Annotated in this window: 26 protein-coding genes; 13 read left to right on the forward strand and 13 right to left on the reverse strand. The window is 40.0% G+C overall.

The window, feature by feature from the left end; all coding sequences use genetic code 11:
* The first annotated feature begins 3 nt into the window (after window positions 1-3).
* From J1G40_RS14675 to J1G40_RS14685, 3 genes are read left to right on the forward strand one after another with little or no spacing between them, the layout of a single operon-like run.
* Window positions 4-561 carry a hypothetical protein gene (locus tag J1G40_RS14675; RefSeq protein ID WP_265243406.1) on the forward strand — a complete coding sequence of 186 codons (558 nt, stop codon included), beginning with the start codon at window positions 4-6 and terminating at the stop codon, window positions 559-561.
* Complete coding sequence (locus J1G40_RS14680; RefSeq protein WP_265243407.1) at window positions 542-1630, forward strand: hypothetical protein; 1089 nt, start codon at window positions 542-544, stop codon at window positions 1628-1630. The genes J1G40_RS14675 and J1G40_RS14680 overlap by 20 nt, the downstream gene beginning before the upstream one ends.
* 37 nt (window positions 1631-1667) lie before the next feature.
* Window positions 1668-2390 (forward strand): head GIN domain-containing protein, encoded by a 723-nt coding sequence (locus tag J1G40_RS14685; RefSeq protein ID WP_265243408.1) that lies wholly within the window; start codon window positions 1668-1670, stop codon window positions 2388-2390.
* Window positions 2391-2433: 43 nt separating this feature from the next.
* Here the strand turns inward: J1G40_RS14685 and J1G40_RS14690 are convergent, their stop codons facing one another.
* From J1G40_RS14690 to J1G40_RS14715, 6 genes are all read right to left on the reverse strand, one after another.
* The gene (locus J1G40_RS14690; protein ID WP_265243409.1) at window positions 2434-3762 is read right to left on the reverse strand and encodes an MFS transporter; all 1329 of its coding nucleotides are present in this window, start codon (window positions 3760-3762) and stop codon (window positions 2434-2436) included.
* 79 nt (window positions 3763-3841) lie between these two features.
* Window positions 3842-4651 (reverse strand): M48 family metallopeptidase, encoded by an 810-nt coding sequence (locus tag J1G40_RS14695; RefSeq protein WP_265243410.1) that lies wholly within the window; start codon window positions 4649-4651, stop codon window positions 3842-3844.
* 39 nt (window positions 4652-4690) lie between these two features.
* A complete protein-coding gene (locus tag J1G40_RS14700) occupies window positions 4691-7090 on the reverse strand; it encodes a TIM-barrel domain-containing protein (protein ID WP_265243411.1) in 2400 nt (799 codons plus the stop codon).
* A gap of 110 nt (window positions 7091-7200) precedes the next feature.
* A complete protein-coding gene (glgB, locus tag J1G40_RS14705) occupies window positions 7201-9096 on the reverse strand; it encodes a 1,4-alpha-glucan branching protein GlgB (RefSeq protein ID WP_265243412.1) in 1896 nt (631 codons plus the stop codon).
* A gap of 7 nt (window positions 9097-9103) precedes the next feature.
* Complete coding sequence (locus J1G40_RS14710) at window positions 9104-10738, reverse strand: maltokinase N-terminal cap-like domain-containing protein (RefSeq protein ID WP_265243413.1); 1635 nt, start codon at window positions 10736-10738, stop codon at window positions 9104-9106.
* A 2-nt stretch (window positions 10739-10740) separates the two neighbouring features.
* Complete coding sequence (locus J1G40_RS14715) at window positions 10741-12678, reverse strand: alpha-1,4-glucan--maltose-1-phosphate maltosyltransferase (RefSeq protein WP_265243414.1); 1938 nt, start codon at window positions 12676-12678, stop codon at window positions 10741-10743.
* A gap of 198 nt (window positions 12679-12876) precedes the next feature.
* On the opposite strand from J1G40_RS14715, the gene J1G40_RS14720 reads away from it, so the two are divergent.
* From J1G40_RS14720 to J1G40_RS14740, 5 genes are all read left to right on the forward strand, one after another.
* Window positions 12877-13443, forward strand: coding sequence for a collagen-like protein (locus J1G40_RS14720; protein ID WP_265243415.1), 567 nt, complete (start codon window positions 12877-12879; stop codon window positions 13441-13443).
* A gap of 115 nt (window positions 13444-13558) precedes the next feature.
* On the forward strand, window positions 13559-14059 hold the full coding sequence (gene msrB / locus J1G40_RS14725) for a peptide-methionine (R)-S-oxide reductase MsrB (protein ID WP_265243416.1): 501 nt from the start codon (window positions 13559-13561) through the stop codon (window positions 14057-14059).
* Between the two features lie 32 nt (window positions 14060-14091).
* A complete protein-coding gene (locus tag J1G40_RS14730; RefSeq protein WP_265243417.1) occupies window positions 14092-14619 on the forward strand; it encodes a DUF1572 domain-containing protein in 528 nt (175 codons plus the stop codon).
* 109 nt (window positions 14620-14728) lie between these two features.
* The gene (lpdA, locus tag J1G40_RS14735; RefSeq protein WP_265243418.1) at window positions 14729-16120 is read left to right on the forward strand and encodes a dihydrolipoyl dehydrogenase; all 1392 of its coding nucleotides are present in this window, start codon (window positions 14729-14731) and stop codon (window positions 16118-16120) included.
* Between the two features lie 46 nt (window positions 16121-16166).
* Entirely contained in the window at window positions 16167-16454 is a 288-nt protein-coding gene (locus tag J1G40_RS14740; protein ID WP_265243419.1) for a DUF3817 domain-containing protein, read from the forward strand.
* On the opposite strand, the gene aroQ is transcribed toward J1G40_RS14740, so the two are convergent.
* From aroQ to J1G40_RS14765, 5 genes are all read right to left on the reverse strand, one after another.
* A complete protein-coding gene (aroQ, locus tag J1G40_RS14745) occupies window positions 16446-16862 on the reverse strand; it encodes a type II 3-dehydroquinate dehydratase (protein ID WP_265243420.1) in 417 nt (138 codons plus the stop codon). The genes J1G40_RS14740 and aroQ overlap by 9 nt on opposite strands.
* A gap of 97 nt (window positions 16863-16959) precedes the next feature.
* A complete protein-coding gene (locus J1G40_RS14750) occupies window positions 16960-17466 on the reverse strand; it encodes an outer membrane beta-barrel protein (protein ID WP_265243421.1) in 507 nt (168 codons plus the stop codon).
* A 276-nt stretch (window positions 17467-17742) separates the two neighbouring features.
* The gene (locus J1G40_RS14755; RefSeq protein WP_265243422.1) at window positions 17743-18339 is read right to left on the reverse strand and encodes a porin family protein; all 597 of its coding nucleotides are present in this window, start codon (window positions 18337-18339) and stop codon (window positions 17743-17745) included.
* A 139-nt stretch (window positions 18340-18478) separates the two neighbouring features.
* A complete protein-coding gene (locus J1G40_RS14760; RefSeq protein WP_265243423.1) occupies window positions 18479-18988 on the reverse strand; it encodes a porin family protein in 510 nt (169 codons plus the stop codon).
* Window positions 18989-19068: 80 nt separating this feature from the next.
* Window positions 19069-19563 carry an outer membrane beta-barrel protein gene (locus J1G40_RS14765; RefSeq protein WP_265243424.1) on the reverse strand — a complete coding sequence of 165 codons (495 nt, stop codon included), beginning with the start codon at window positions 19561-19563 and terminating at the stop codon, window positions 19069-19071.
* Window positions 19564-19756: 193 nt separating this feature from the next.
* Between J1G40_RS14765 and xerD the strand changes: the two genes are divergently transcribed.
* The 4 genes from xerD (at window position 19757) to J1G40_RS14785 (ending at window position 22793) form a co-directional block, all read left to right on the forward strand.
* Window positions 19757-20653, forward strand: a complete 897-nt coding sequence (gene xerD / locus J1G40_RS14770) for a site-specific tyrosine recombinase XerD (RefSeq protein ID WP_265243425.1) — start codon at window positions 19757-19759, stop codon at window positions 20651-20653.
* 191 nt (window positions 20654-20844) lie between these two features.
* A complete protein-coding gene (locus tag J1G40_RS14775; RefSeq protein WP_265243426.1) occupies window positions 20845-21525 on the forward strand; it encodes a lysoplasmalogenase in 681 nt (226 codons plus the stop codon).
* A 124-nt stretch (window positions 21526-21649) separates the two neighbouring features.
* Window positions 21650-22144, forward strand: a complete 495-nt coding sequence (locus J1G40_RS14780) for an RNA polymerase sigma factor (RefSeq protein WP_265243427.1) — start codon at window positions 21650-21652, stop codon at window positions 22142-22144.
* A 4-nt stretch (window positions 22145-22148) separates the two neighbouring features.
* The gene (locus J1G40_RS14785) at window positions 22149-22793 is read left to right on the forward strand and encodes a hypothetical protein (RefSeq protein ID WP_265243428.1); all 645 of its coding nucleotides are present in this window, start codon (window positions 22149-22151) and stop codon (window positions 22791-22793) included.
* Here the strand turns inward: J1G40_RS14785 and J1G40_RS14790 are convergent.
* Window positions 22790-23602, reverse strand: coding sequence for a lysophospholipid acyltransferase family protein (locus tag J1G40_RS14790; protein WP_265243429.1), 813 nt, complete (start codon window positions 23600-23602; stop codon window positions 22790-22792). The genes J1G40_RS14785 and J1G40_RS14790 overlap by 4 nt on opposite strands.
* A 25-nt stretch (window positions 23603-23627) precedes the next feature.
* A complete protein-coding gene (locus tag J1G40_RS14795) occupies window positions 23628-24269 on the reverse strand; it encodes an NUDIX hydrolase (RefSeq protein WP_265243430.1) in 642 nt (213 codons plus the stop codon).
* Between J1G40_RS14795 and J1G40_RS14800 the strand changes: the two genes are divergently transcribed.
* Entirely contained in the window at window positions 24268-24981 is a 714-nt protein-coding gene (locus J1G40_RS14800) for a peptidylprolyl isomerase (protein WP_265243431.1), read from the forward strand. The genes J1G40_RS14795 and J1G40_RS14800 overlap by 2 nt on opposite strands.
* Window positions 24982-25017 lie beyond the last annotated feature (36 nt).

The raw sequence follows: 25017 nt of genomic DNA on the forward strand, positions 1-25017 counted from the left end.
ATTATGAAAGAAGAAAACATAGATGCGCTTTTTAAAGCACTGGAAGGTAATTTTGATACGGCTACACCGGCCGCAGGGCACAAGGAAAGATTCCTTGAAAAATTACAACCCTCTGGAGTAGTCAGTATTGGGAAAAAGAAAAAGTCCTGGTGGAAACCGCTTTCCATCGCCGCTTCTATCGCAGTATTATTTGCGGTGGGTATGGGAATTGTAAATTCTAATCCTAGTATTGAACAGCAAGTAGCGGATATCTCACCCGAGGCATCGCAATCTCATTTTTACTTTGCAAGTCTTATAGAGCAGCAAGTACAGGAGTTGGAAAGTAAAAGCAGCCCTGAGACTAAAAAAATGATAGAAGATGCTATGCTTCAATTAGAAAAGTTAGAAGCAAATTATACCAAATTGGAGCAAGACCTCTTAGGCGGTGGTAATAGCAAACTGATCTTAAGCGCAATGATAACCAACTTCCAGACCAGAATAGATCTTTTACAAGATGTAATGAACAGAATTGATAATATAAACAACTTTAATACTCTAAATGATGAAAACTTTACTATTTAAATATACATTAATGCTGATGCTGACCGTACCTGGGCTAATGATGGCTCATAACGGGGAGCTAAAAGGAAAGCATACCAAGGAAAAGACCATAAAGAAAGAATTTAACGTGAACTCTGATGCCCTTTTAAAGGTAAGTAACAGCTATGGTAACCTCAATATTACTTCCTGGAATGAAAACAGAGTGGTAATAGAGGTTCATGTTAAGACCAATGGCAATAACGAGGAGAAAGTACAGAAAAAGCTCGATAATATTACCATAGATTTTGAAGCCAGCAGCAGCATGGTTTCTGCCAAAACCAATTTTAATAATAAAAAAAGTAGCTGGGGATGGGGTGGTAAGAGCAACAATGTAAATATGCAAATTAACTACACTATTAAACTCCCTGTAAAAAACAGTGTACACCTCAGCAATGATTATGGAAATATTAATCTTGACCGTATAGACGGGCATGCCAAGATTAGTTGTGATTACGGCAGATTAGATATTGGAGAGTTGCACGGTAGAAACAATCAATTGAGTTTTGACTATACCTCTAAATCTACTATTGGTTATATCAACAGTGGTAAGATCTCTGCAGACTATTCTGGTTTTACAATAGAGAAAGCGGGTAATTTAGAAGTCAGTGCTGACTATACCAACTCTACCATCGAGAAAATGGAAAATTTAGAATACTCTGCCGATTATGGTAACCTGGAGGTAGAAGAAGTGGAGAATGTTAACGGTAATGGGGATTACATCAATGTAAAATTAGGAACAGTACACGGCAATGTGGATGTGAATGCAGATTATGGATCCGTTAGAATAAAAAGAATGGCTTCTGACGCCGGCAATATCAATTTGCGCACAGACTATACCGGAATTAAAATAGGATACGATTCCCAATATCATTTTGATTTTGAGATCACAACAGAGCATGCCGGGGTTAGCGGAAAAGACGCCTTCGAGATGAGCATAAGTAAAGAAAAATCCAGTGATCGTTACTATAAAGGCTATTACGGAAAGTCTGGTAGTGGTAACAAGGTATATATCACCAGCGATTACGGTAGCGTATCATTTAGTCAATATTAATTAACCTCCCTAAAATTTGGGCCTAAAAATGAAAAAAATGAAAAAAGTAATAACTCTAGCTGTGGCAATGTTGGTGGTAGTAGTAACCAACGCACAGTGGAAGAAAGTAAAAGGAAACGGGAATGTAGTAACCATAGAAAGATCTACAGGAGATTATGAGGCTGTGGCTGTATCCGGGTTCTTTGATGTAGAACTGGTTGATGGGAATGAAGGGGAACTTACATTAAAAGGTGAAGAAAACCTTCTGGACCATATCATCACCGAAGTAAAAAATGGCAAATTGGTGATTAAAGCCGAAAAAGGTAAAAACCTCCAACCCTCTAATTGGAAAGATGGTATTCTTATCACAGTGCCTGTAGAAAGCATTAATGGAGTCTCTCTGTCAGGATCTGGCGACATAGTAGGTAAAACAAAATTGAAAGCTGATGATTTCAGTACCAGCATGTCTGGCTCAGGAGATATCACCCTTGAGGTAGAAGCAGATAATTTATCTACTTCAATGTCTGGATCCGGAGATATATCACTAAGTGGAAAAGCTGGAGATTTTGACGTAAGCATTTCTGGTTCGGGTGATATTAAGGCATATGAGCTTGAAGCAGAAAACGTTGAAGCCCAGGTTTCTGGTTCTGCAGATATTAAGGTAACTGTTAACGGTATATTGAAAGCCAGGGTTTCTGGTTCAGGGGATATTCACTACAGAGGTAACCCTACTAAAATAGATAGTAAAGCTTCAGGATCTGGAGATATTTCCAGAGGATAAAAATTAACATCAAAAAACGAGCACAATCAGCACCCTGTTCTTTTTAGGACAGGGTTTTTTTATTCACTCTGGTCAAAAGCAGCACCCCAATTATAAAAAAGAGTCCCAGAAAGATGGTGGCATTGCGCATGCTTCCCGTAAATTGGGCGACAAAACCATAAAGAAAAGTACCAATAACTATCCCTATTTTCTCCGCTACATCATAAAAACTAAAAAAGGAAGTGGTATCCTTTGTCTCCGGGATAAACTTGGAATAAGTAGATCTGGAGAGGGCCTGAATACCGCCCATTACCACCCCAACACAGGCTGCAGCGATATAAAAATCTAACGGACTTACTACAAAATAGGCATATATGCAGATAAAAATCCAAAGCAGGTTGATAACAATCAAGGTTTTAATATTCCCAAAAGCCCTGGATGCCCTCGCCGTTAACGTTGCCCCGAATATGGCGACAATTTGTATGACAAGAATACTTACAATTAGGCCAGTAGTACGCTCCCCATCGGAGCCCCAGTTAATTTCTTCTTCACCAAAGTAAGTGGCGATAAGCATAACCGTTTGCACCGCCATACTGTAGACAAAAAAGGCCCCTAAATATCGCTTCAGGCGCAACTGTTCACCCAACTGATACCAGACTCCCTTTAACTCTTTAAAACCATTGAGAACAATGTTCTTGCGCTCACCTTCTTTTTTAAACCCTTTAGGAAGGTGATAAAAAGTATACTGGCTAAATACAATCCACCAGATACCCACGGAGAGAAAGGAGTATTTCATGGCTTTAATTTCTGCCACCTCACCGGCATCCGATTCAATACCAAAGGCGCCCGGGTTCAGAACCATAGCCAGGTTAAATAGCAATAGCAGCACACTACCGATGTATCCCATCGAAAATCCCTTTGCACTAATGCCATCTTGCTGTTCAGGAAAGGCGATATCCGGCAGATATGAATTGTTGATTGCAAAACTTACCCAGAAACCAACAAGGCCAAAGAAATAGCAGGTAAGTCCCAGATAAATATGTTCTAGTGAGAACCAGTACAGGCCCATACAGGAAAGCCCTCCCAAATAGCAGAAGAATTTCATAAAAATGCGCTTATTGCCCAAATAATCGGCAATCCCGGACAAAAGCGGTGTAATAATGGCTATAAATAAGAAGGCGGCTGAAGTTACATAACTAATTAGTGGGGCCCTGGCAATTTCTCCGCCAAACACGGCAACTTTATCTATTTCGGCTACTCTGAATAAGGCACCATAAAAAATGGGGAAGATGGCTGAGGCAATCACAAGGCTGTAAACAGAATTTGCCCAGTCGTAGAACGCCCATGCATTTAATAATTTCTTACTTCCCTTAATTGCTATTGCTTTGGCCATATAAAAAATAAAAGCTGCCCATGGTTAACAGACAGCTTTCAAAGTACGATTTTAAAAGTTCTTGATAATTTTCAATTTTTTATTGAAATGAAGTTACACCAAATTTAGCGGCTTCCTGCTTTGCCAGCGGCGCCCATTTGGTCAGATTATGAATTCTGGTATCGTTAGACGGGTGAGTGCTTAAAAACTCCGGAGGGGCATTGCCCCCTGCATTTGCTTTCATCCTTTTCCATAATTCAGCAGCTTCATCGGGGTTGTAACCTGCAATGGCCATTATCTGCAACCCAATCCTGTCCGCTTCACTTTCGTGCCCTCTGCTAAATGGCAACATCAACCCAACCGTTGAACCTATTCCATAGGCCTGATTAAAAGTATTTCGTTTTTGTGGATCCTGAATGGCCACATTCCCGGCCACGGCACCCAATTGCTGCAATGTGCCCGCGCTCATCCGCTGAGCTCCATGGTCTGCAAGGGCATGTGCAACTTCATGACCCATAACCACTGCCACTCCAGTTTCTGTTTGTGTAATGGGTAATATCCCTGTATAAAAGACAATTTTACCGCCAGGCATACACCAGGCATTCACCAAAGTATCCTTAACCAGGTTGTATTCCCATTTATAATCCTTTAAGTAGCCGGGATAGCCATTGGCAGTTAGCCATCGTTCTGCAGCCGATGAGATGCGCTGCCCAACGTTGGTGATCATTTTTGCTTCTGTTGTACCTTCCAGTACTTTGTTCTCTCCAAGGAATTGATCGTACTGTGCAAATGCCATTGGAAAGATCTGGCTATTGGGGTAAAAGTTCAGCACCTTTTTACCGGTAAACGGGTTTACTTTACAGGCCGATACCACAAGGACCAGGGCCAGTAATAATACTATTTTTTTCATATCAAATGTGTTAGTGTTTCGCTATGTAAAATACAAAATTTATTTTCCTGTTATGTGCAATTCCGTGAAATCCTTTTTGACCTCAATAGTGTTATTGCCATTCAGTTTTACATCCTTGAGCGCTACTTTAACATTGTCAACTTCTATGCCAGAAATTTTAAAAGGGAGGCCGTGTAATTTTATTTTAAAGTTTTCATAAGGGGTAATAAAAGAACCATCCTTAAACTGCTGAATTATTAATTCCTTCTTTTTTCCAAGGAGTTTAAGCCTTCTTAGACTATAGCCTTCTTTTTTGTAGTCATAACCGTCCTGGGCATCTTCATATACCAGGGATTTTTCTTCGCCCAATTTATAATATATATCCAGGATCATCTCATTAATTTCCTTTTCGCCAACATATTGCTGAATAGGATATTTGGGAATAATTGCACCTTCTTTTATAAAAATTGGAATTTTATCAAGGTCGGCCGCCACCCATTTTTCTACACCTCCATTTACAACTTCCTCGGTCCAGTAATTAAACCAGTTGCCTCTTGGGATATACATTCTTCTCCCCTGGGAATTGGGTTCCTGAATTGGGCAGACTAAAATTTGTTTTCCAAAAATAAACTCATCCGTCCTGAAATGGGTCTGTGTATCTTCCTGATCATAATGAAACAATGATTGTAGCATTGGAGTTCCGGCATTGGAATACCTCCAGAACATCGTATATAAATAAGGCAATAACTGATAGCGAATCTCGATAAATTTCCGGACTACATCTGTAACTTCTTTCCCAAAAGACCATGGCTCCTGATCCCCGTGGTCGCCACTGGAATGCACACGGCAAAATGGATGAAAAATCCCCAACTGAATCCATCTGGCAAAGAGTTCCCCATTGGGTTGTTCGGCGAAGCCTCCAATATCTGAACCAACAAAAGAGTACCCGCTCATACACATTCTTTGTGCCTGCACATTGGCTATCCATAAATGTTCCCAGGTGGCCACATTATCACCTGTCCAGGTAGAGGAATACCTTTGAGTACCAGCAAAAGCCGCTCTGGTAATAACAAAAGGCCTTTTTGGGTAAACATACTTCTTTACGCCCTCATAAGTGGCTCTAACCATCTGCATCCCGTAAATATTATGGGCCTTTCTATGGGTGCAGGGATGCCCGTCAAAATTGTGTCGTGTATCCAGAGGTGCCGTCTTTGTGGGTACTTCCATCACAGCCGGTTCATTCATATCATTCCAAACTGCATGTACGCCTGTTTCGGTCATGAATTCCTTATAGAGTTCTGCCCACCATTCTCTAACTTTCGGATTGGTAAAATCGGGAAAATTACACTGGCCTGGCCAAACCTTGCCTCGCATTGCAGGGCCGTCTCCACGCTTGCAGAAATAATCGTTTTCAACAGCCTCATTATACACCCAATAATCACGGTCTATCTTAATTCCGGGATCTATCATGACCACCGTTTTAAACCCGTCATCATTAAGTTCGTCTATCATCCGCTTGGGATCCGGGAATTTCTTTTTGTCCCAGGTAAAACAACGAAACTCATCCATATAATCAATATCCAGGTAAATGGCATCACAGGGGATCTTGAGTTTTCTGAACTGAGCTGCAATTTCCTTTACATTACTCTCTGGAAAATAGCTCCATTTAGATTGGTGATATCCCAGCGCCCACATTGGAGGAAGTTCTGGTGTTCCTGTGAGGTTGGTATAGAGTTTAACCACCTCTAACATCTCCGGGCCATAAAAGAAATAATAATTCATCTCTCCCCCATCTGCCCAGAAGCTGGTTACATTTCTTCGTTCATGGGCAAAATCAAAATAGGTCCTGAAAGTATTGTCAAAAAAGAGTCCATACGCCTGGTTATGGTGCAAGCCAATATAGAAGGGCACCGCTTTATAGAGCGGCTCCTGATCCTTCCCATAGGCATACTGATCTGTACACCAGTTATTTACCCTCTTGCCTTTTAAATTAGAATGGGTAGCTTTATCGCCCATGCCATAGAAACTCTCCGAAGGCTGGGTAATTTTACTCATCTTTACCGTATTACCGCCGTGAGTATAATTTTCTTCCCAATGAAATCCTATTTCATCTTCATTTAATATTGTTCCCTGAAGATCGGAAATTTGAGTTCTTAAAGATTTTTTGTCAATCAGTACCTTCAATTTGGAAGTTTCTACCAAATATTCGGTTTTGGTTTCAGAGGTTTGTAGTTTGTTATAACCATTGGTGGCATTTTCACTAATGGCATATGAAAAGTCGGGCTCAAATACGTGCTCTGTCGCGTATCGAAATCTAATTACTCCATCCTGAAGTACAGACAATTCCAAGATTACACCATTCTCCGTAGTAAAATATAGCTTGTGGGTATCTTTTTTAAAATCTACAATTTGGTTGGGATATAAATTACCCTTGTACTCCAGTTCGGTATTGGTAATCATTGTCGGTTTCTATTTATAGCGTTTTCGGACCAACAAAAAAAAGACATTCGTCCTTAATAAGGAAATGATCTTATCATCATTTACGAACTATAACGATTTAGTGCCATTTTTTAAGAAATTATCACTACAGAAAGGGGTGGAATTGTGATTTCGATAGAATTTTTTTGACCATGATAGGGAATTTTGTCTTTTTTAATCGAAGAATTTTTAATTCCACTGCCCCCGTATATCGTGTCATCACTATTAAAAATCTCTTTTAACCTTCCGGCCTTCGCAATGCCAATTCTGTAATTTTCCCGCACTACCGGAGTAAAGTTGCACACCACAATAAGATCATTCTTTTTGTCGTGCCCCTTTCTTACATAGCTTAGAACAGAGTTCTCATAATCTCCGTAATCTATCCAGTTAAATCCTTCCGGGCTAAATTGCTTTTCGTATAAAGCAGGGTAGGTCTTATAAATGGTATTCAGTTCTTTTACTACTTGCTGTATGCCTTTGTGGAATTCAAATTCGGTTAAATGCCAATCCAGACTATGATCGTAATTCCATTCGGATGATTGTCCAAACTCACCACCCATAAAAATCAGGTTAGTTCCCGGGTGGGTAAACATATATCCGAAAAGCAATCTCAAGTTGGCAAATCGTTGCCATTCGTCACCTGGCATCCTGTAAAGCAATGACTGCTTTCCATAGACCACCTCATCATGGGAAAAAGGAAGCATAAAGTTCTCGGTAAAAGCATAGGTCATACTGAAGGTAATATCATCCTGATGATGTCTTCTGTAAACAGGTTCTTTTTTAAAGTATTCAAGGGTATCGTGCATCCAGCCCATCATCCATTTCATGCCAAAACCAAGTCCGCCCAAATCAACCGGTCTGGATACTCCGGAGAACGCGGTAGATTCTTCAGCAATGGTCTGTACCCCATTAAAACTCCGGTAAATTTCACTATTGAGTTCTTTGATAAATGAAATGGCTTCTAAATTCTCGTTATTGCCATATATATTGGGCTCCCACTCCCCTTCCTCCCTGGAGTAGTCCAAATAAAGCATGGAGGCCACAGCATCTACCCTTAAACCGTCAACATGAAACTGATCTAACCAGTACAAGGCGTTACTAATTAAGAAAGCCCTTACTTCATTTCTCCCATAATTGAATATTAAACTCTTCCAATCCGGATGATATCCCTTTCTTCTGTCGGGATTTTCATATAGATGAGAACCGTCAAAGAATCCAAGGCCATGGGCGTCTTCAGGAAAATGTGATGGCACCCAATCCAGAATAACCCCTATGTCGTTTTGATGTAGTTTGTCTATCAGTAACTTAAAATCCTCCGGCTTTCCAAACCTGCTGGTAGGTGCAAAATATCCCGTTAACTGATAGCCCCATGAGGGGTCGTACGGATATTCCATGATTGGCATAAATTCTACATGGGTAAAATTCATTTCCTTTAAATAGGCCACCAGTTCTTCGGCGAGCTGGTTGTAGCTCATGAACTTATTGTCTTTTGTCCGGCGCCATGATCCCAGATGTACTTCATATACAGAATATGGCCTGTCCAGACCATTTTTCTCTCCCCTATACCCCATCCAGGCTTTATCTTTCCATTTGTAATTTTCGTGCCAGACTACAGAGGCTGTATTTGGTGGGTGCTCGCAATACCTGGCAAAAGGATCTGCCTTTTCTGTAGCGATATCCTGGTTATTTGAAATTATTTTGTATTTGTACTTTGTCCCCAAATCTACCCCCGGGATAAATCCTTCCCAGATTCCACTCTCATCCCATCTGACATTTAGTTTGTGATCCCCTTCTAACCAATAATTGAAATCGCCGATAACGGCCACAGATTTTGCCGAAGGCGCCCAAACAGCAAAATAGGTGCCCTTAACCCCATCTACCTCTATTGGGTGCGATCCCAGTTTGTCATACAGCCTGTAATGTTTACCTGATTTGAAAAGTGCTATATCGAAATCGGAGAATAGACTGTGTACTACAACTTTACTCATAATCTTCTTAGTTTCTATCATTAATAATGCCCATAATCCCCTCTAAAGGAATTACAGCCCACATTGGCCTGGAGTTCATTTCGTAGCCCAACTCATAAACAGCTTTTTCCAACATGCAATACTTTAGCAAAAATATCCGCTCCTGGCTATAGCCAATGTTTAGATTGTGTTCCTGGATAAGGCTGACATAATTCTCCATAAAAACCCCGATGAAATATCTATATAACAATTCCCCGGCCTTAAAGAGTTCTTCCTGAGAATAAGGATAATTATCTCCCTGGTTAAATATGGTTGCATAAATTGCGTAATGAAAAGACCGGAATATCCCAGCTATATCTTTTAAAGGTGGTTGCTTCACCTTTCTGTCCCTAATGGTACTTTCTGGCTCCCCTTCAAAATCCAGTAAATAAAAATCATCATCCTTTACCAGAATCTGCCCCAGATGGTAATCTCCATGCACGCGTATGCGCTCCCCTTTGAGTTTCGTCCAGTCGAAAGCCACAAACCGTTTTCTAATTTCGTTTTTTCGCTCAAGAAATTCCTTCGCCAGATCCAAAGATCTGCCCTCGAGCCTGTGCAGGCTGTTTTCTACAGTATTTAAGCGGTTCTGAAACTGATACAGCAAGCGGTTCTTTAACCACACTTCATAATCCCCGTTAAAATGGGTTGGTGTAAAAGCGGTATCCTCGAACTCTGATCCCAGGGCCACATGCATTTCTGCAGTACGCCTTGCGAGTACCTGAAGTTTTAAAAAGATATTGAGCCCGGCCCAATCTATAATTTCAGGAGGAACATCTCCAATTTTTAATCTTTGAAATAATTCTGTTGAAGGGAGGTTATCTACATGGATCTTTTTGTATTCGAGATTACTGAAAATCTTGTGCAATTCCTTAAGAAAATAATCCCAAGCATCTCCCTGGTTGGGTACCAACTCCTGCATTAATGCTATAGTGATATACACATTCTCTACATCTATTATGTTAAGGCTCCCCTGATAGGCCGGAGTGTTTTTGTACTCCCTGCGCTCGGACAGGTATCTGCTCATCTCATAATCCGGATTCTTATCGGCATATATTCTTCGGAAAAATTTAATTACTGAAGTATCATTAATAATTATCGAAGTATTGCTCTGCTCCAGTCCCATAAATTTTGAGGAAATATATTCGGTTTCCGTAAAATTTATACTCTTGTGGTATTGTACCCTGGTAGTGTCATTGGGTTCGGCGTTAATGATCCTTTCAAAGACCAATTTCCTGAAAGACTCCAGATTAATCGCATCAATTATAAAACCTTCCTGTCCTTTTATGGACAAAGGCAATATCCGGTCTTTTTCCGCAAAACTCTCATCAGAAACAAAGGCAATGGGCAAAAAGTAGTGCTGATAGAATGCCTCTTCAAAATTTACTTCCAAAAGCAACCCATAATACATTTCTTCATTCTGCTGTATCCTGAAATACTCCTGAAGTTCTATATATTTTAGTTTGCTCGACTTACCTCCGTACCAGCGTTGTTTTAGTATATACTCCTCTAAAATATCGGAGAGAAATACTTTTACAAACTTTTTGTCATCCAACAGATTTTCCCATTCCACATCAAATTTGTAGGGGGGCTGCAATATGGATTCCTGCTTCTTTTTAGACATGTTTATTTCTTAAGATGAAAAAGATGAAATGGTAGCGCCGGATGAAGTTCTATATAATTCCATTCATTGTGCCAAATATACCCATTATTAGTGATAACATCTCGCAATTCAAGTGCCTGACCGTTGTGGATTCCCAATGCATCCAATGGTAGTTGTAATTGCCCTCTCTGCGCGTAATGGGGATCTAGGTTAATGACAACCAAAAATTCATCGGTTTTATCGTCATCCCATTTATAAAAGGCCAGCAGCTGATCATTTTCAACTCCGCAAAAACGAATATTGTTGGTTTGTTGAAAAGCCTTATGCTCTTTTCTGACCTGGTTAATTTTGCCTATCAGATGGGTGATTTTATTCTCAATAGACCAATCCCAGTGGCGTACTTCGTATTTTTCGCAGTCCAGGTATTCTTCCTTTCCCGGCATGGCATCGGTGACCATATATTCGAATACCGGGCCATAAATTCCCAAATTCCCACATAAAGTAGCCGCCAATGCATATCGAATCAAATGCATGGCCTCGTTGGCTCCCTGAAGGTGATACGGGTTGATATCCGGAGTATTCGGCCAGAAATTTGGCCGGTAATATTCCTTCATTTCACTTTGGGTCAGCTCTACCATATATTCTATGAGCTCATGTTTCTGAACCCTCCAGGTAAAATAAGTATACGATTGGGAGAACCCCTGTTTTGCCAATTGCTGCATTACCTTTGGTCTGGAAAAGGCCTCAGCAAGAAACAATACATCCGGATGTTTCTTTTTCACCTCATCTATCAACCAGCTCCAGAAATAATAGGGCTTGGTATGCGGGTTATCTACACGAAAAATAGTAATCCCCATCTTAATCCAATGCATGGTAACATCCAGTAGTTCCTTCCAAAGGGCCTTGTACCCTGAAGTCTCAAAGTAAAAGTTAACTATGTCCTGATATTTCTTGGGTGGATTCTCTGCATATTGTATGGTGCCATCCGGGCGTTTTCTAAACCATTCCGGGTGCTCTGTGACATAAGGATGATCTGGCGCGGCCTGAAATGCCAGGTCCATTGCTATCTCAATATCAAGATCTTTGGCTTTTTTTATAAGCGATTTAAAATCGGCTGCAGTGCCCAATTCGGGATGAATAGATTTATGCCCTCCTAGTTTAGATCCTATGCCCCATGGAACTCCTGAATCTCCTTCCAGGGCGTCAGTGGTATTGTTCTTCCCTTTCCTGTTTACTTCTCCTATGGGATGGATGGGAGGAAAATACAAGACGTCAAAGCCCATCCTGGCAACCCTGGGTAATAATTTTTCACAATCGTTAAAGGTACCATGTGCTCCTGGTTCAGGTGCGGAAGACCTTGGAAAGAATTCGTACCAGGTACTGAAATTGGCTTTTTTCCTGTCAACATATACTTTTAAAGTGGCACTCTCATTGGAAAATAACCGCTGAGGATGCGCTAAGAGCTTTTTATGAAGTTCCTTGGAACACGCCTCTTTGACAGCCGTTTCATAGTGTTTGTCTTCCTGGAAATGTACACTCATTTCCTCTAATGCCACCTTTTCTTTTGCAGTAACCTGCCCTATAAGATACTCCAGGTATTTAACGCCGTCTAACAATTCACTTTTAACATGCTGCCCATCAGCAAGTTTCGCCTCAATACCATGTTGCCAGTTTAATCCATAATCTACCCAACCTCTTACTTTGTATTGATAAAAACCTTGTTGGGTTACCGGGAAACTGGCCTTGTAAACATCATTCCCCAAATGCTCCATGGGGATAGTATCATATTTTTTGGCCTTATCGGTTTTATAGCATAATTCTGCCTGAATAACATCGTGTCCGTCTGGGAAAACATCGGCATACACGGTTACGGTTTCGCCTATTACCCTTTTAATGAAATTGGTACCTCCCTGTACCTGAGGTGAAACATTTTCTATAATTACCCGTTCTTGTTTCAACATTTGGTTTCTAGCTTTGGTTGCGGTTAAATGTAACGATTTCTTCCTAAAATTTAGATGCTTCCACGGATATTTTAGTGGCTTTAAATTAAAAGTAAATTATTAGAATTAATTTTTTGGAACGCTTTTTGAATAGATAGTCAGACAAGCAAATAAAGGCTTAGCAGATAAGTCCAATTAATAATCATTAAAGTAAGAATTATGAAAAGTACACTACTTTTTCTCAGCGCATTTTTAACCTTGATATTTGTATCATGTGAAGGGCCTGTGGGTCCTCCGGGATTTGACGGACTAGATGGGCGTGACGGTCTGGACGGCCTGGACGGGGTAAATATATTGGGGCAGGTCCTGGAAATTGAAGGAGATTTTAATGCCGGTAACGATTATGCCATTTTTTATGAATTTCCTCAAACCGTTGAAGTTTTTGAATCTGATGTGGTGCTGGTTTATATTTTATGGGATCAGACCGAAGATGGTAATGGGGAGCCGGTAGATATATGGCGATTATTACCACAAACCCGGATTTTAGATCAGGGTTTATTGCAGTATAATTTTGATCATACCTTTTTGGATGTAAGTGTTTTTCTTGAATCTGATTTTGACCTGGGCACGCTTACCGCTGGGGACACAGACAATCAGGTCTTTAGGATTGCAATCATGCCGGCAGATTTTAACTCTGGTGCGAAACTGAATACTTCTGATATCAATGCAGTAATGAGCACCCTAAACGTAAAAGAGGAAAACATTAACCGCGTAATCCTAAACTAGAAGATATTTTATAATAATTGGACTCCCCGTACTCTACAGTACGGGGTTTTTTATAAATTGAATTCCTAACTTTGACAGGCTTGTAATCTTATTACGTCTAAAACAAAAAAAAGTTATGATAAAGCAAATTGTAGTTATAGGATGTATTCTCTTTTTAAGTTGTAAAGGAGTATCACAGGAAAAGGAGATGGTAGATGCCAACACCGATGAAAAGGAAATAGCATACGCCGTAAATAAGTCGGAAGAAGAATGGCGCAAGGAACTTACAGATATCGAATTTTATATTTTAAGGAAGGCCGGTACTGAAAATCCGGGTACCAGTGATTTGTTGGACAATAAGCGCAAAGGCACCTATGTCTGTGCGGGATGTGCCACCCCTTTGTTCAAGAGCGAACACAAATTTGATTCTGGTACTGGATGGCCAAGCTTTGACCGAGAAATAAAGGGTAATGTTGCATATGATGTGGATTACAAAATAGGCTATAAGAGAACCGAAGAACACTGTGCAGTTTGCGGCGGACATCTGGGCCATGTCTTTGAAGATGGGCCAAGAGCTACTACAGGTTTAAGGCATTGTATTAACGGGGCGGCCCTGGATTTTGTGCCGGAGCAATAAGGGTCAGCAGATAGGACGATAATTAAAAACCAATGACACTACAGGAAAACTTTCTGGAAAGTATTCAAAAAGAATTTCTTCGTTACAAGGGTTATGGAGAAAAAACATTTGCACAACTCACAGATCAGGATATACATTGGAAGTATCAGGAATACGATAATTGTATCTCTGTAATTGTAAAACATATTGTCGGCAATATGCTAAGCCGTTTTACCAATTTTCTGACCGAAGACGGGGAGAAACCCTGGCGGCAGAGAGAAGCCGAATTTGATAATACCTACGCTACAAAAAAAGAAATGATTGCGGCCTGGGATATGGGTTGGAAATGTCTTTTTGATGCCATAGATGCAGTAAATACCAATAATTTTCAGCAGACGGTCAAAATCAGAAATGAGGCGCATTCTGTTACCGAAGCATTGAACAGACAATTGGCGCATTACGCCAGCCATGTAGGGCACATTGTGATGTTGGGAAAGATGATCAAAGGAGCAGACTGGGCATCCCCTACTATACCACGTGGAGGCTCGGAAGCCTTCAATAAAGCAATGTTTGGAAAATAGCCCCCGGTAATAATATCCTATTTTAGAAATTGAAGTAAGGAAATTCATTTTCTCCAATTTGGTTTTGTAACTTTGCCACCGCACAATTCTGTAGCTAAAAATTTCTTCTATGAACACTTTTGATGTTATCGTTTTAGGCAGTGGTCCCGGAGGCTATGTAACTGCAATAAGGGCTTCACAGCTCGGTTTAAAAACCGCAATTGTTGAAAAGGAAAATCTTGGGGGTGTATGCCTCAACTGGGGTTGTATCCCTACCAAAGCGTTATTGAAATCCGCTCAGGTTTTTGAATACCTGAAACATGCCGAAGATTATGGCCTGAAGGTAGAGGGCGCAGACAAAGATTTTGATGCCGTCGTAAAAAGAAGCAGAAACGTTGCTGACGGAATGAGCAAAGGTGTTCAATTCCTGATGAAAAAAAATAAGATTGAAGTACTCAACGGATTTGGAACATTAAAAACGGGTAAGAAAGTATCTGTAAAAGACAAAGACGGGAAAGAAACAGAGTACAGTGCGTCTCATATTATTGTAGCCACAGGTGCCAGAAGCCGGGAACTACCTAGTCTGCCCCAGGATGGCAAGAAAATTATCGGATACCGGGAGGCGATGACTTTAGACAAGCAGCCCAAGAAAATGATTGTTGTCGGCAGCGGCGCAATCGGGATAGAATTTGCTTATTTCTACAATGCTATGGGTACTGAGGTAACCGTAGTTGAATTCCTTCCAAATATAGTTCCTGTGGAAGATGAAGAAGTATCGAAACAACTCGAAAGAAGTTTTAAAAAGACAGGGGTGAAAATTATGACCTCCTCTGAAGTCACCAAAGTAGATACCTCAGGAGAAGGGGTAAAAGCCACGGTAAAAACGGCTAAAGGAGAGCAAATACTGGAGGCAGATATAGTCCTTTCGGCTGTTGGGATTAAGACCAACATTGAGAATATCGGTCTGGAAGAAGTAGGGATCGCTACTGATAGGGATAAAATCATTGTAAATGACTACTACCAAACCAATATCCCTGGTTATTATGCCATTGGGGATGTTACTGCCGGGCCGGCTCTTGCCCATGTGGCATCAGCTGAGGGTATCCTTTGTGTAGAAAAAATTGCCGGTATGCACGTTGAACCATTGGATTACGGCAATATTCCAGGTTGTACTTATTGCATGCCCGAAATAGCATCTGTAGGCATGACGGAAAAGCAGGCAAAAGAAAAAGGATATGAATTAAAAATCGGCAAATTTCCTTTCTCAGCAAGTGGTAAGGCAAAAGCCTCTGGCAATGCCGATGGTTTTGTAAAGGTAATTTTTGATGCCAAATACGGCGAGTGGCTGGGTTGCCATATGATAGGTGCAGGGGTTACGGATATGATAGCTGAAGCTGTTGTAGGGAGGAAGCTTGAAACCACCGGGCATGAGATATTAAAAGCTGTGCATCCACACCCGACAATGAGCGAAGCAGTTATGGAGGCCGTTGCGGCAGCATATGGCGAGGTTATCCATTTATAACCAAAAGAGAAAGAAAGAACACTATTTAAATCCAGATTGCTTAATAATGCTGCAGTTATTTAGGTTTATTGCTATTCTTGAAGGCATCTCCTACCTTTCCCTATTTGGCCTGAGCATGCCTTTAAAATACTGGGGTAAAATTCCTGAGCCCAATATCTACGTAGGATATGCCCACGGCTTCCTGTTCATAGTATTTGTGGCGTTGGCAGCGGTCTTTTGCTGGCAGAATAAATGGAATATAAAGCGGTTTGCAGTTCTTTTTCTGGCTTCTCTTTTGCCTTTCGGAACCTTTTATGCGGATAAGAAATATTTAAAGCCCCTTGCCCTAACCTAAAAAGCTGCGAAGCGCTAACTCGTAGCTCTGTAGCCCAAAGCCCAAAATAACCCCTTTAGCTCCGGAAGAGATATAGGAAATATGTCTGAAGTCCTCCCTTTTATGTGTATTGGAGATATGTACTTCAACCACTGGCGTAGTTATGGCTTTTACAGCATCCCCTATCCCTACAGAGGTATGCGTATAGGAAGCTGCATTAAGAATAATCCCATCAAAACTGAAACCCACTTCCTGTAATTTATCTATGATCTCCCCTTCAATATTGGATTGAAAATAATCTATTTGTACCTCTGGATAATCTGCCTGCAATTGCGACAGATAGGTTTCAAAGGTAGTGTTACCGTAAACTTCCGGTTCTCTTTTGCCCAAAAGGTTAAGATTGGGGCCGTTGATGATCATAATTTGCATGGCCTAAAAATAGGGAATTGTTATGCATTAAAAAAGGATGATGCAGATCAGAATTTTGCCCGGAGCAGTCCCAGACGTATAACAAGGCTCTAACTATCTACCTGGATCTTTTGGAAGTAAAGGTGTACATAATACCAAAATTCACTGATGTCCAGCTGTCTCCATCCAATTGTATCCCGGTATAAGATAAATTCACTTCGGTCTTTGCCCCCATCATGTAACCAATAACCGGCCTGTAATAAAGTCCGCCGTCATTACCATCATTGATGCCGACTGCCTGGCCTATTTCTCCCCCAATAGAAAATGAATTGGAGGGCCATATTCTTATCCCTGCAGCTATCGGAAGAAATTGAATATCGGGTAGATCAGCAACCACAACATCAGATTGGAAAGTTTCCGCAAAACCGTAAATAAAGCCTGTCATAATGCCTATATCAACTACTTCCCCCAGGGCATACATATAACCAGTGTCCAGGCCTACTGAAAGCGATACAGCATCATTCTCCAGTGGTAATCCACCCTGAATCCCAAGTTTAAATCCTTCCTGAGCAAATAAAGAGCCGCTTAATAAAGTAAAACATACTACTAAAAATCTGTTTCTCATCGGTATCAACTTAAAAGTTTGGTGAGTACAAAACTAAATTCCTCTTTAAAATATGAAGCATTTATGTTGCCAAACCCCTAAAATTGGTTGTGGGGAGCTAAAAATTGTAATTATGAAGTGTTGTTTTATGAACATTCCAAGCAAATTCATAGAAGATAAAAAGCACAAATAACTATATAACATAAAAAAGCGGAAGAAAATTCTTCCGCTAATTCAGTTATTCTATCGGTAAATTACAAGTTGATTTACCCGATTTAGTAATATGTTTTAAAATACCTATTTAAAGAAATAAGTGAGTCCTAATTGGAATGTGGCATTTTTAATGTCCAGGGAACCTCCTAAAGGTCCGTCATATCTATCGGTCAACGCAATAGCATATCTGGCCTGTACCATAATGTTTTCATTGATGTCATATCCCGCACCAAATCCGAGGTCAATTGCCGTCGATTTTAGAACGTCGTCAACATTACCGCCTGTACCTATAACACCTTCTATATCTTCAATTGCCCCTTTAATCTCATCTAGGTTGGAAGAAAAGTTAAATTGTGGTCCTGCCTGCAGGTGCAAACCATCAGTTACATAAAATTTGGCCATTATCGGTAAATAAAAAAAGGAAAGATCCCCAGCGCTACCATAAGTTAACTCTGGCTGAATGTGAAATTTCTCTGTAGCCTCTATATCAACTAACACCCCTATATAAAAGCCGGTTTTATTCACCGCGTCCAGGTTGGCAATATTAAAGCCCAGGGCTGATATGTTGATGTCTGCGTTGGTGTTGAGTAATCCGCCCGTGACCCCAAAATCTACTCCTTGGGCGTTTGCGCTTCCCAGCGCAAAAATGGCAATACAAAAAGACAATATTAATTTTTTCATAATGTTATAGTGTTTGGTTCGTGTATGCTTTCAAATATAGAAAATTTAATCAATTCCAATTCTGAAGTACCACAAACCATGCCGTAAAAAAAAAGCGGAGACATAATATGTCTCCGCCCCTATCTAATTTATGGTATTGTTAAAAGCGAAAACCCACTCCAAGAGTTAAATAATTGCCCCTTACCTTAATATCTTCCTGACCGGTATAACTGTTATTTATCTGCACTGTATATCTGACTTCAGTAAATATTACCGAAGTAATATCAATCCCGAGGCCTCCAGCGAGATCAAACTCTGTCCCTGTAAAATCATCTGGCACCTCCTGGGTAGAAAAAACCAACTGCGGACCCACTTGCAGGTTCAATTTATCGGTAAGATATATTTTTCCGATGACGGGTAAAAAAATCGCATCAGCCTCGCTAACCCTGGCATAGAGCAATTCTGGCTGTAAATGGAATTTATCAGAAAACTTTAGAACGGCCAAGACGCCCAAATAGAATCCGGATTCTGATGCTGAAATTGAAATGTCGTCAGCTTTTATACTTGCTCTTACATTCAGATATCCCCCTTTGACACCAAAATCGGCGTCCTGCGCATTAGCACTGAAAATAAGGCTCATTAGCAGGCCCAAGAACATTAATTTTTTCATATTGAATTGGTAATTAATATTATAAATAAAAAAGCGGGAACTATTGGGTTCCCGCCTCATGTTTTTATGATGTGATGATCCTAAAGACCGAAGTTTACACCCAAATTAATGGTAGACCAGGTGGCTCCATCAAGGCTAATTCCGGTATAAGACAAGCTTAATTCAATATTATCGCTAACACCGTAGCCAACGATAGGGCGGTAATAGAAACCACCATCATTTCCATCATTTAGTCCTACTGCATAACCAAGATCTGCTCCTATGGTAAATTCATCGGATGCATTAAACCGGCCAGAAGCGGCAACAGGAATAAACTGCACATCTGGTACATCTATTGAACCAATACCAATATCAACACTTTTACCAAAAGCATTGCTAAAACCTGTGGCAACACCTGCATTAAAATCGTCTGAAACGGCCCAATGGTACCATACGTCCAAACCAATGCTAAAACCAGATACATCTCCGGCATCGCCTACAGGCAATCCAAGATTTATACCAGCTTTTAAACCCTCCTGGGCGTTAGCGCTAAATCCAAATACTGCCAAAGCAGCAATAATTACTAATTTTCTCATGTTTTAATGTTTAGATTATCTTTTAAATCGGCTCAAACCTACTTCTAGCTACTATTACAAAAGAATATTAGTTGTGTAACTGGTCATAATTGTTGTAAAAAGTCCTTTTTTTGCTATCAATTGCTTCAAAATAGGGGATTTCTGAAAGGTATTCTGGCTTTAATCTAGCCCCTTATTGTACTATCTTTAGCAGATGAAATGGGAGCAGGCGCTTAGGGATTATCAACACTATCTTCGAATTGAAAGGGGATTAGCGCAGAATTCTATTCAAAACTATACCAGGGATATTCAGAAGCTTCAGCACTTTATTGTATCAAGAAAACTCAATGAAAGTCCGTTAGCGGTCAACAGAGAAACTGTACAGTTATTTATACATGAACTGGCCAAATTGGTAAATCCCAGGTCTCAGGCCAGAGTTATTTCCGGTCTTAAAAGTTTTTTCAACTATTTGATATTCGAAGATTACAGACAGGACAACCCCATGGACCTTATCGCATCTCCAAAGATTGGGCGTAAATTGCCCGATACCTTATCTACCAAGGAGATTAATCAACTTATCATGGCTATTGACCTCTCCAAACCAGAGGGCGAACGCAATAGGGCCATGATAGAAACGCTGTATGGCTGTGGTCTGAGGGTTTCCGAACTCACGGGACTACGGATATCAGATCTTTTTTTTGATGAAGATTTTATCAAGGTCACTGGTAAAGGTGACAAACAGCGTTTTGTGCCTATAAGTGGAATAAACAAGAAGTACATTTCAATTTATCAAAATCAGGTACGTGTGCATCAGACCATAAAAAAAGGCGCTGAAGATATTTTGTTTCTCAACAGAAGAGGAGCACAACTGACCAGGGCAATGGTATTTACCATTGTAAAACAACTAGCAGAAAAAGCCGGAATACAGAAAACGATAAGTCCGCATACTTTTAGGCACTCTTTTGCGACCCACTTACTGGAAAACGGGGCAGATCTCAGGGCTATTCAGCAAATGTTGGGACATGAGAGCATTACTACAACAGAAGTGTATATGCATGTAGACAGGACGCATTTATCTGAGATCGTTAATAAATACCATCCCAGAAAATAAAAAGTTCAGCTTGAATATCTATAAAAAAAGAGACCCCACCGCATTAAGCTATCAATCAATTTTTTGTTCTTTTTTATCTCAATAGGTACCTTTGAAAATAATAAATTAAGACCATTGATAAAATAGTGTTTGACAAGGGATACTACTTATTGTTTAACCCCTTTACCCCTACCGGATCAAACCAAATAAAAATGAAAAATAAGTCCATAATAATCGCATTCTCCCTGGTGCTAATTTTAGACCTGCTTGTTATAGGGGCAGACCTGCCACAATACCTGAGATACTTTAGTAAGCCGGCAATCACTATAGTATTGCTGGCCTATGTTTTGTTAAAAATGAAGAACAATAAAATGCTTAAACGCTTTTTAATTCTGGCCCTGATTTTTTCATTGAGCGGAGATATCTTTCTTTTACTTCCATCAGAGGTATCTTGGTATTTTATTGGAGGGCTGTTGTCTTTTCTGATTGCCCATATCATGTATATTTCGGCTTTCTTCAAGATAGATAATTTTAGAACTACAAAAACCTTTTTAGCAACTATGGTACTGTTGTTCTATGCGATGGTCATCTTTAAATTCATCGGGGGCACGTTGGACGGGCTCTTTCCATATGTAGTTCTTTATATGGTGGTATTACTGCTGATGGTATTAACCGCGATTGTCCGGCATGATACCGTACTTAAGAGCTATTACCTGGTGCTTTCGGGGGCTTTGCTATTCATGATCTCTGATTCCCTGCTGGCATTAAACAAGTTTTATAGCTCCTTTGCATTTGCAGACTTGCTGATTATGCTAACCTATGGATACGCTCAATTCCTTATCATTTTCGGAGCGCTTCGCCATAGACGAACAACAGAAAAATTATGGTCATAACTTTTTGCGACTATAAATTGTTTCCCCTACTTTCAATGTAAATATTTATTCATAGACTTATTAGGAGATATGTGTAACAATTTTTCGTTTACCCCTACTAACCTAGAAACAACTAGCCAAAAAAGTGAATAAAGAACTGGAACATAAATTTGTTACGGAGCTTGAGAACAACCAGAATATTGTTCACAAAATATGCACTTTATATACAAACGACAGGCATGCCCATAACGATCTGTTTCAGGAGATTACCATACAACTTTGGAAGGCATACCCCAAATTCAGGGGCGATTCCAAGTTTAGCACCTGGATGTACAGGGTGGCCTTAAACACCGCCATTACCTTATATAGAAAATCTAAAAAAAGAGTAAAGACACAGGATTATGATGCTGTTATTTACAGAATAAAGGCAGATGACTATGATGAAACCGAGGAGCAACAGCTAAAGCTCTTGTACAATGCAGTTAAGCAATTGGGAGATATTGATAAAGCTTTGGTATTTCTCTATCTGGAAGATAAAGATTATACGGAAATATCTGAAACACTTGGGATAACCGAAGTGAATGCCCGGGTAAAAATGAACCGTATTAAGAATAAACTAAGAACCATACTTAATCCTTAAGGATATGATGGACGAATTGGAATTACTTAAGAAAGACTGGCAGAAAAAGGAAGAACACCTTCCGCGCCTGACTTTTGATGAGATCTATAAAATGATCTGGAAAAAATCTTCATCCATAGTGAAATGGATATTCTATATCAGCATGATAGAATTTGTGCTCTGGGCAACCTTAAATCTTATTTCCTATAATCAGGAAAGTTTTCAGCTTGAAAAAGCGTGGCACATTTATGAAATATCTACAGTGCTCAATGCAATATATTACGTTGTACTGATATTTTTTATTTACAAGTTTTACCAGAACTATAAGCAAATTACGGTTACAGATTCAGCATCAAAACTCATGAAATCCATACTAAAGGTAAAGAGGACGGTAACACAATATGTATGGTTTAACATTGGGATCTTCACCATTTCTTTTCTGTTGTTGCTCTACGGCTCTTTGAAATACGGCGAAGAAAGCGAAAAAATTCTGAGTGCGGCATCCAAATCGGGGAACGAAACAGTATTTTGGATCATGTTCGGGGCCATCTGCCTGGTAATTATAGGTCTTATTCTCATCCTGATCTGGTTATTCTACAGACTGATATACGGGATTCTTTTAAAGCGATTAAGAGTAAATTACAGAGAGTTGAAAAAGCTGGAAGTCTAGCTTTTCTTCTTGCGCCATTTGCGTTCTTTGTTTTCTTCCTCGTATGCCAGTAATTCTTCTTTCGAAATTACCTTTAAAAATGAAGGGTGTTGTTCTATAGCATATTCCAGTTTTTCGATTATAGATGCTACAGACTCGTTCTCATAATCGATTTCCAAAGGTTCTTTGATCACCATAGACTGCAGAATCCCTTTCTTTTTGACTCTGAGACCTTTTTTGTCAAATGAACGTCTAAAACCATCGATAACCACAGGAACCACAATTGGTTTGTATTTTTTAATGATATGTGCCGTGCCCTTCCTTAAGGGTTTCCAGGGAGTAGTTGTGCCTTGAGGAAAAGTAATTACCCAACCGTCATTCAGGGCCATTCCAATATTGGAAATATCGCTCATCTTAACCTGTCTGTTCACCTCTTTCCCCTCTGCCCTCCATGTGCGTTCTATACTAATAGACCCGGCATATGCCAGGATCTTGGTCAACAGGCTTTTTTTCATGGTTTCTGCTGCTGCCACGTAATAGACATTTAATTTGGGATTCCACAGATAGCCGACATTTTTTATAGAATCATCTCTCCCTTTAAGGCTGGCATTAAATACGTGAAACATTGCAACCACGTCGGCAAAATAGGTTTGATGATTACTAACAAATAATACATTGGTCTCTGGAAGTTGCCTTATAATTTCGGAGCCTTCGATTTCTAATGTATTAAAACCCTTATAACGTTGATGGGTTATTACTCCCATACTTCGAATAAGCCATTTTTTTAAAAACAGAATATGTCCAAAGGGGTTCTCTTTAAATAATGCCATAAGTTGCTAAATTACAAAATAAGCCTCATAGGGTGCTATTAAAAATTTCCTTGATTTCGCTTAACATCATGGCGGTAGCTCCCCAGACTGTATGACCATTTAGATTAAATGCAGGAACTTCGATATTACTGGCGTAGGATGTGGTTAAATTTTGTGTTATTAAATTGCGCTCATCCATAAAATCTGAAAGCGATACTTCTAACAATGCTTCAACCTCTGATTCCTGGGGTACAAAAGGGTTGTTCCCCTTATAAAGGCCCATAAAAGGCTGCACTTCAAAATTACTTGGTGGAATAAATACTTTAGTAAGCGATCTAATTACCTCTACATGGTCCGGATGTGCCCCAACTTCCTCATGTGTTTCTCTTAAAGCGGTATCCAGAATATCCCTGTCGGCTTGTTCTGCTTTACCACCGGGAAACCCAACCTGATCCGAATGCACTCCAGGATAGCTTTTTCTAAGGATCAACAGCAGATGAGTAATACCAATTGTGTCTGGATAAAATAATGCCATCACCCCGGCTTTCCTGGGGGGTTTCCTGGACGAAAACCCGGCTTTTAGTTCATTTATCCTGATCTCAGGAGCCATTTTATAGTGCGAACTAACGCCCGGTAGCGGCAGATTTTTTATTTTTACTAGCTGTTGTGAAAAATTCTCATATTCCATGTCGAACAAAATAACTAGCTGTTTTACAATAATACTATTATTTTATTTAGGGGCCTGTAAAGAAAATCCTAAGGAAAATAACACGGAAGCGATTAAAACCATTGCTGTTAAGGATACCTTGCCAACTGTAATTGAACCAGAAGAGGAAACCGAAGACGAATTTGAACTCACCGAGGAAAATGCCATAGATTTCTTCTTTGATTACCAGAAGAACCTAACCGTCAATAAAGTAAAACTAACCACAAATTTGGGGAGTTTTACCGTTCAATTATATGATAACGTCCCTTATCACAAAGCAAATTTTATATATCTGACCCGAAAAGGATACTTTGATTATACAATGTTCCACAGGGTTGTAAAAAACTTTATCATTCAGGGAGGTAATGCGGACAATAAAGAAACCTCCAGAAAACGCAGGGATATCGGCAAGTACTTGTTACCTCCAGACACCCGAAAAGGTTATAAGCACCATAGAGGAACACTTTCAATGCCGAGCAGTGAAATTGATAATCCGCACATGCTGGCTTCTCCTTATGAATTCTTTATCGTAGTCACAAAACCAGGATCTTATCATCTAGATGGCAGTTATACGCCATTTGGCAAAGTGATTCAAGGGATGGACGTTGTAGATAAAATTAATAATGTTGCCGTAGATAGCGGAGATTGGCCAAAGGAAAATGTCTATATAGAAAAGGCGGAAGTCCTGGAGTAATTAACAGACTTTTCAATCTTGCTTTGTTACAACTCG

The sequence above is a fragment of the Muriicola sp. Z0-33 genome (assembly GCF_026126425.1).
In the GTDB taxonomy this organism is placed as follows: domain Bacteria; phylum Bacteroidota; class Bacteroidia; order Flavobacteriales; family Flavobacteriaceae; genus JAFMPW01.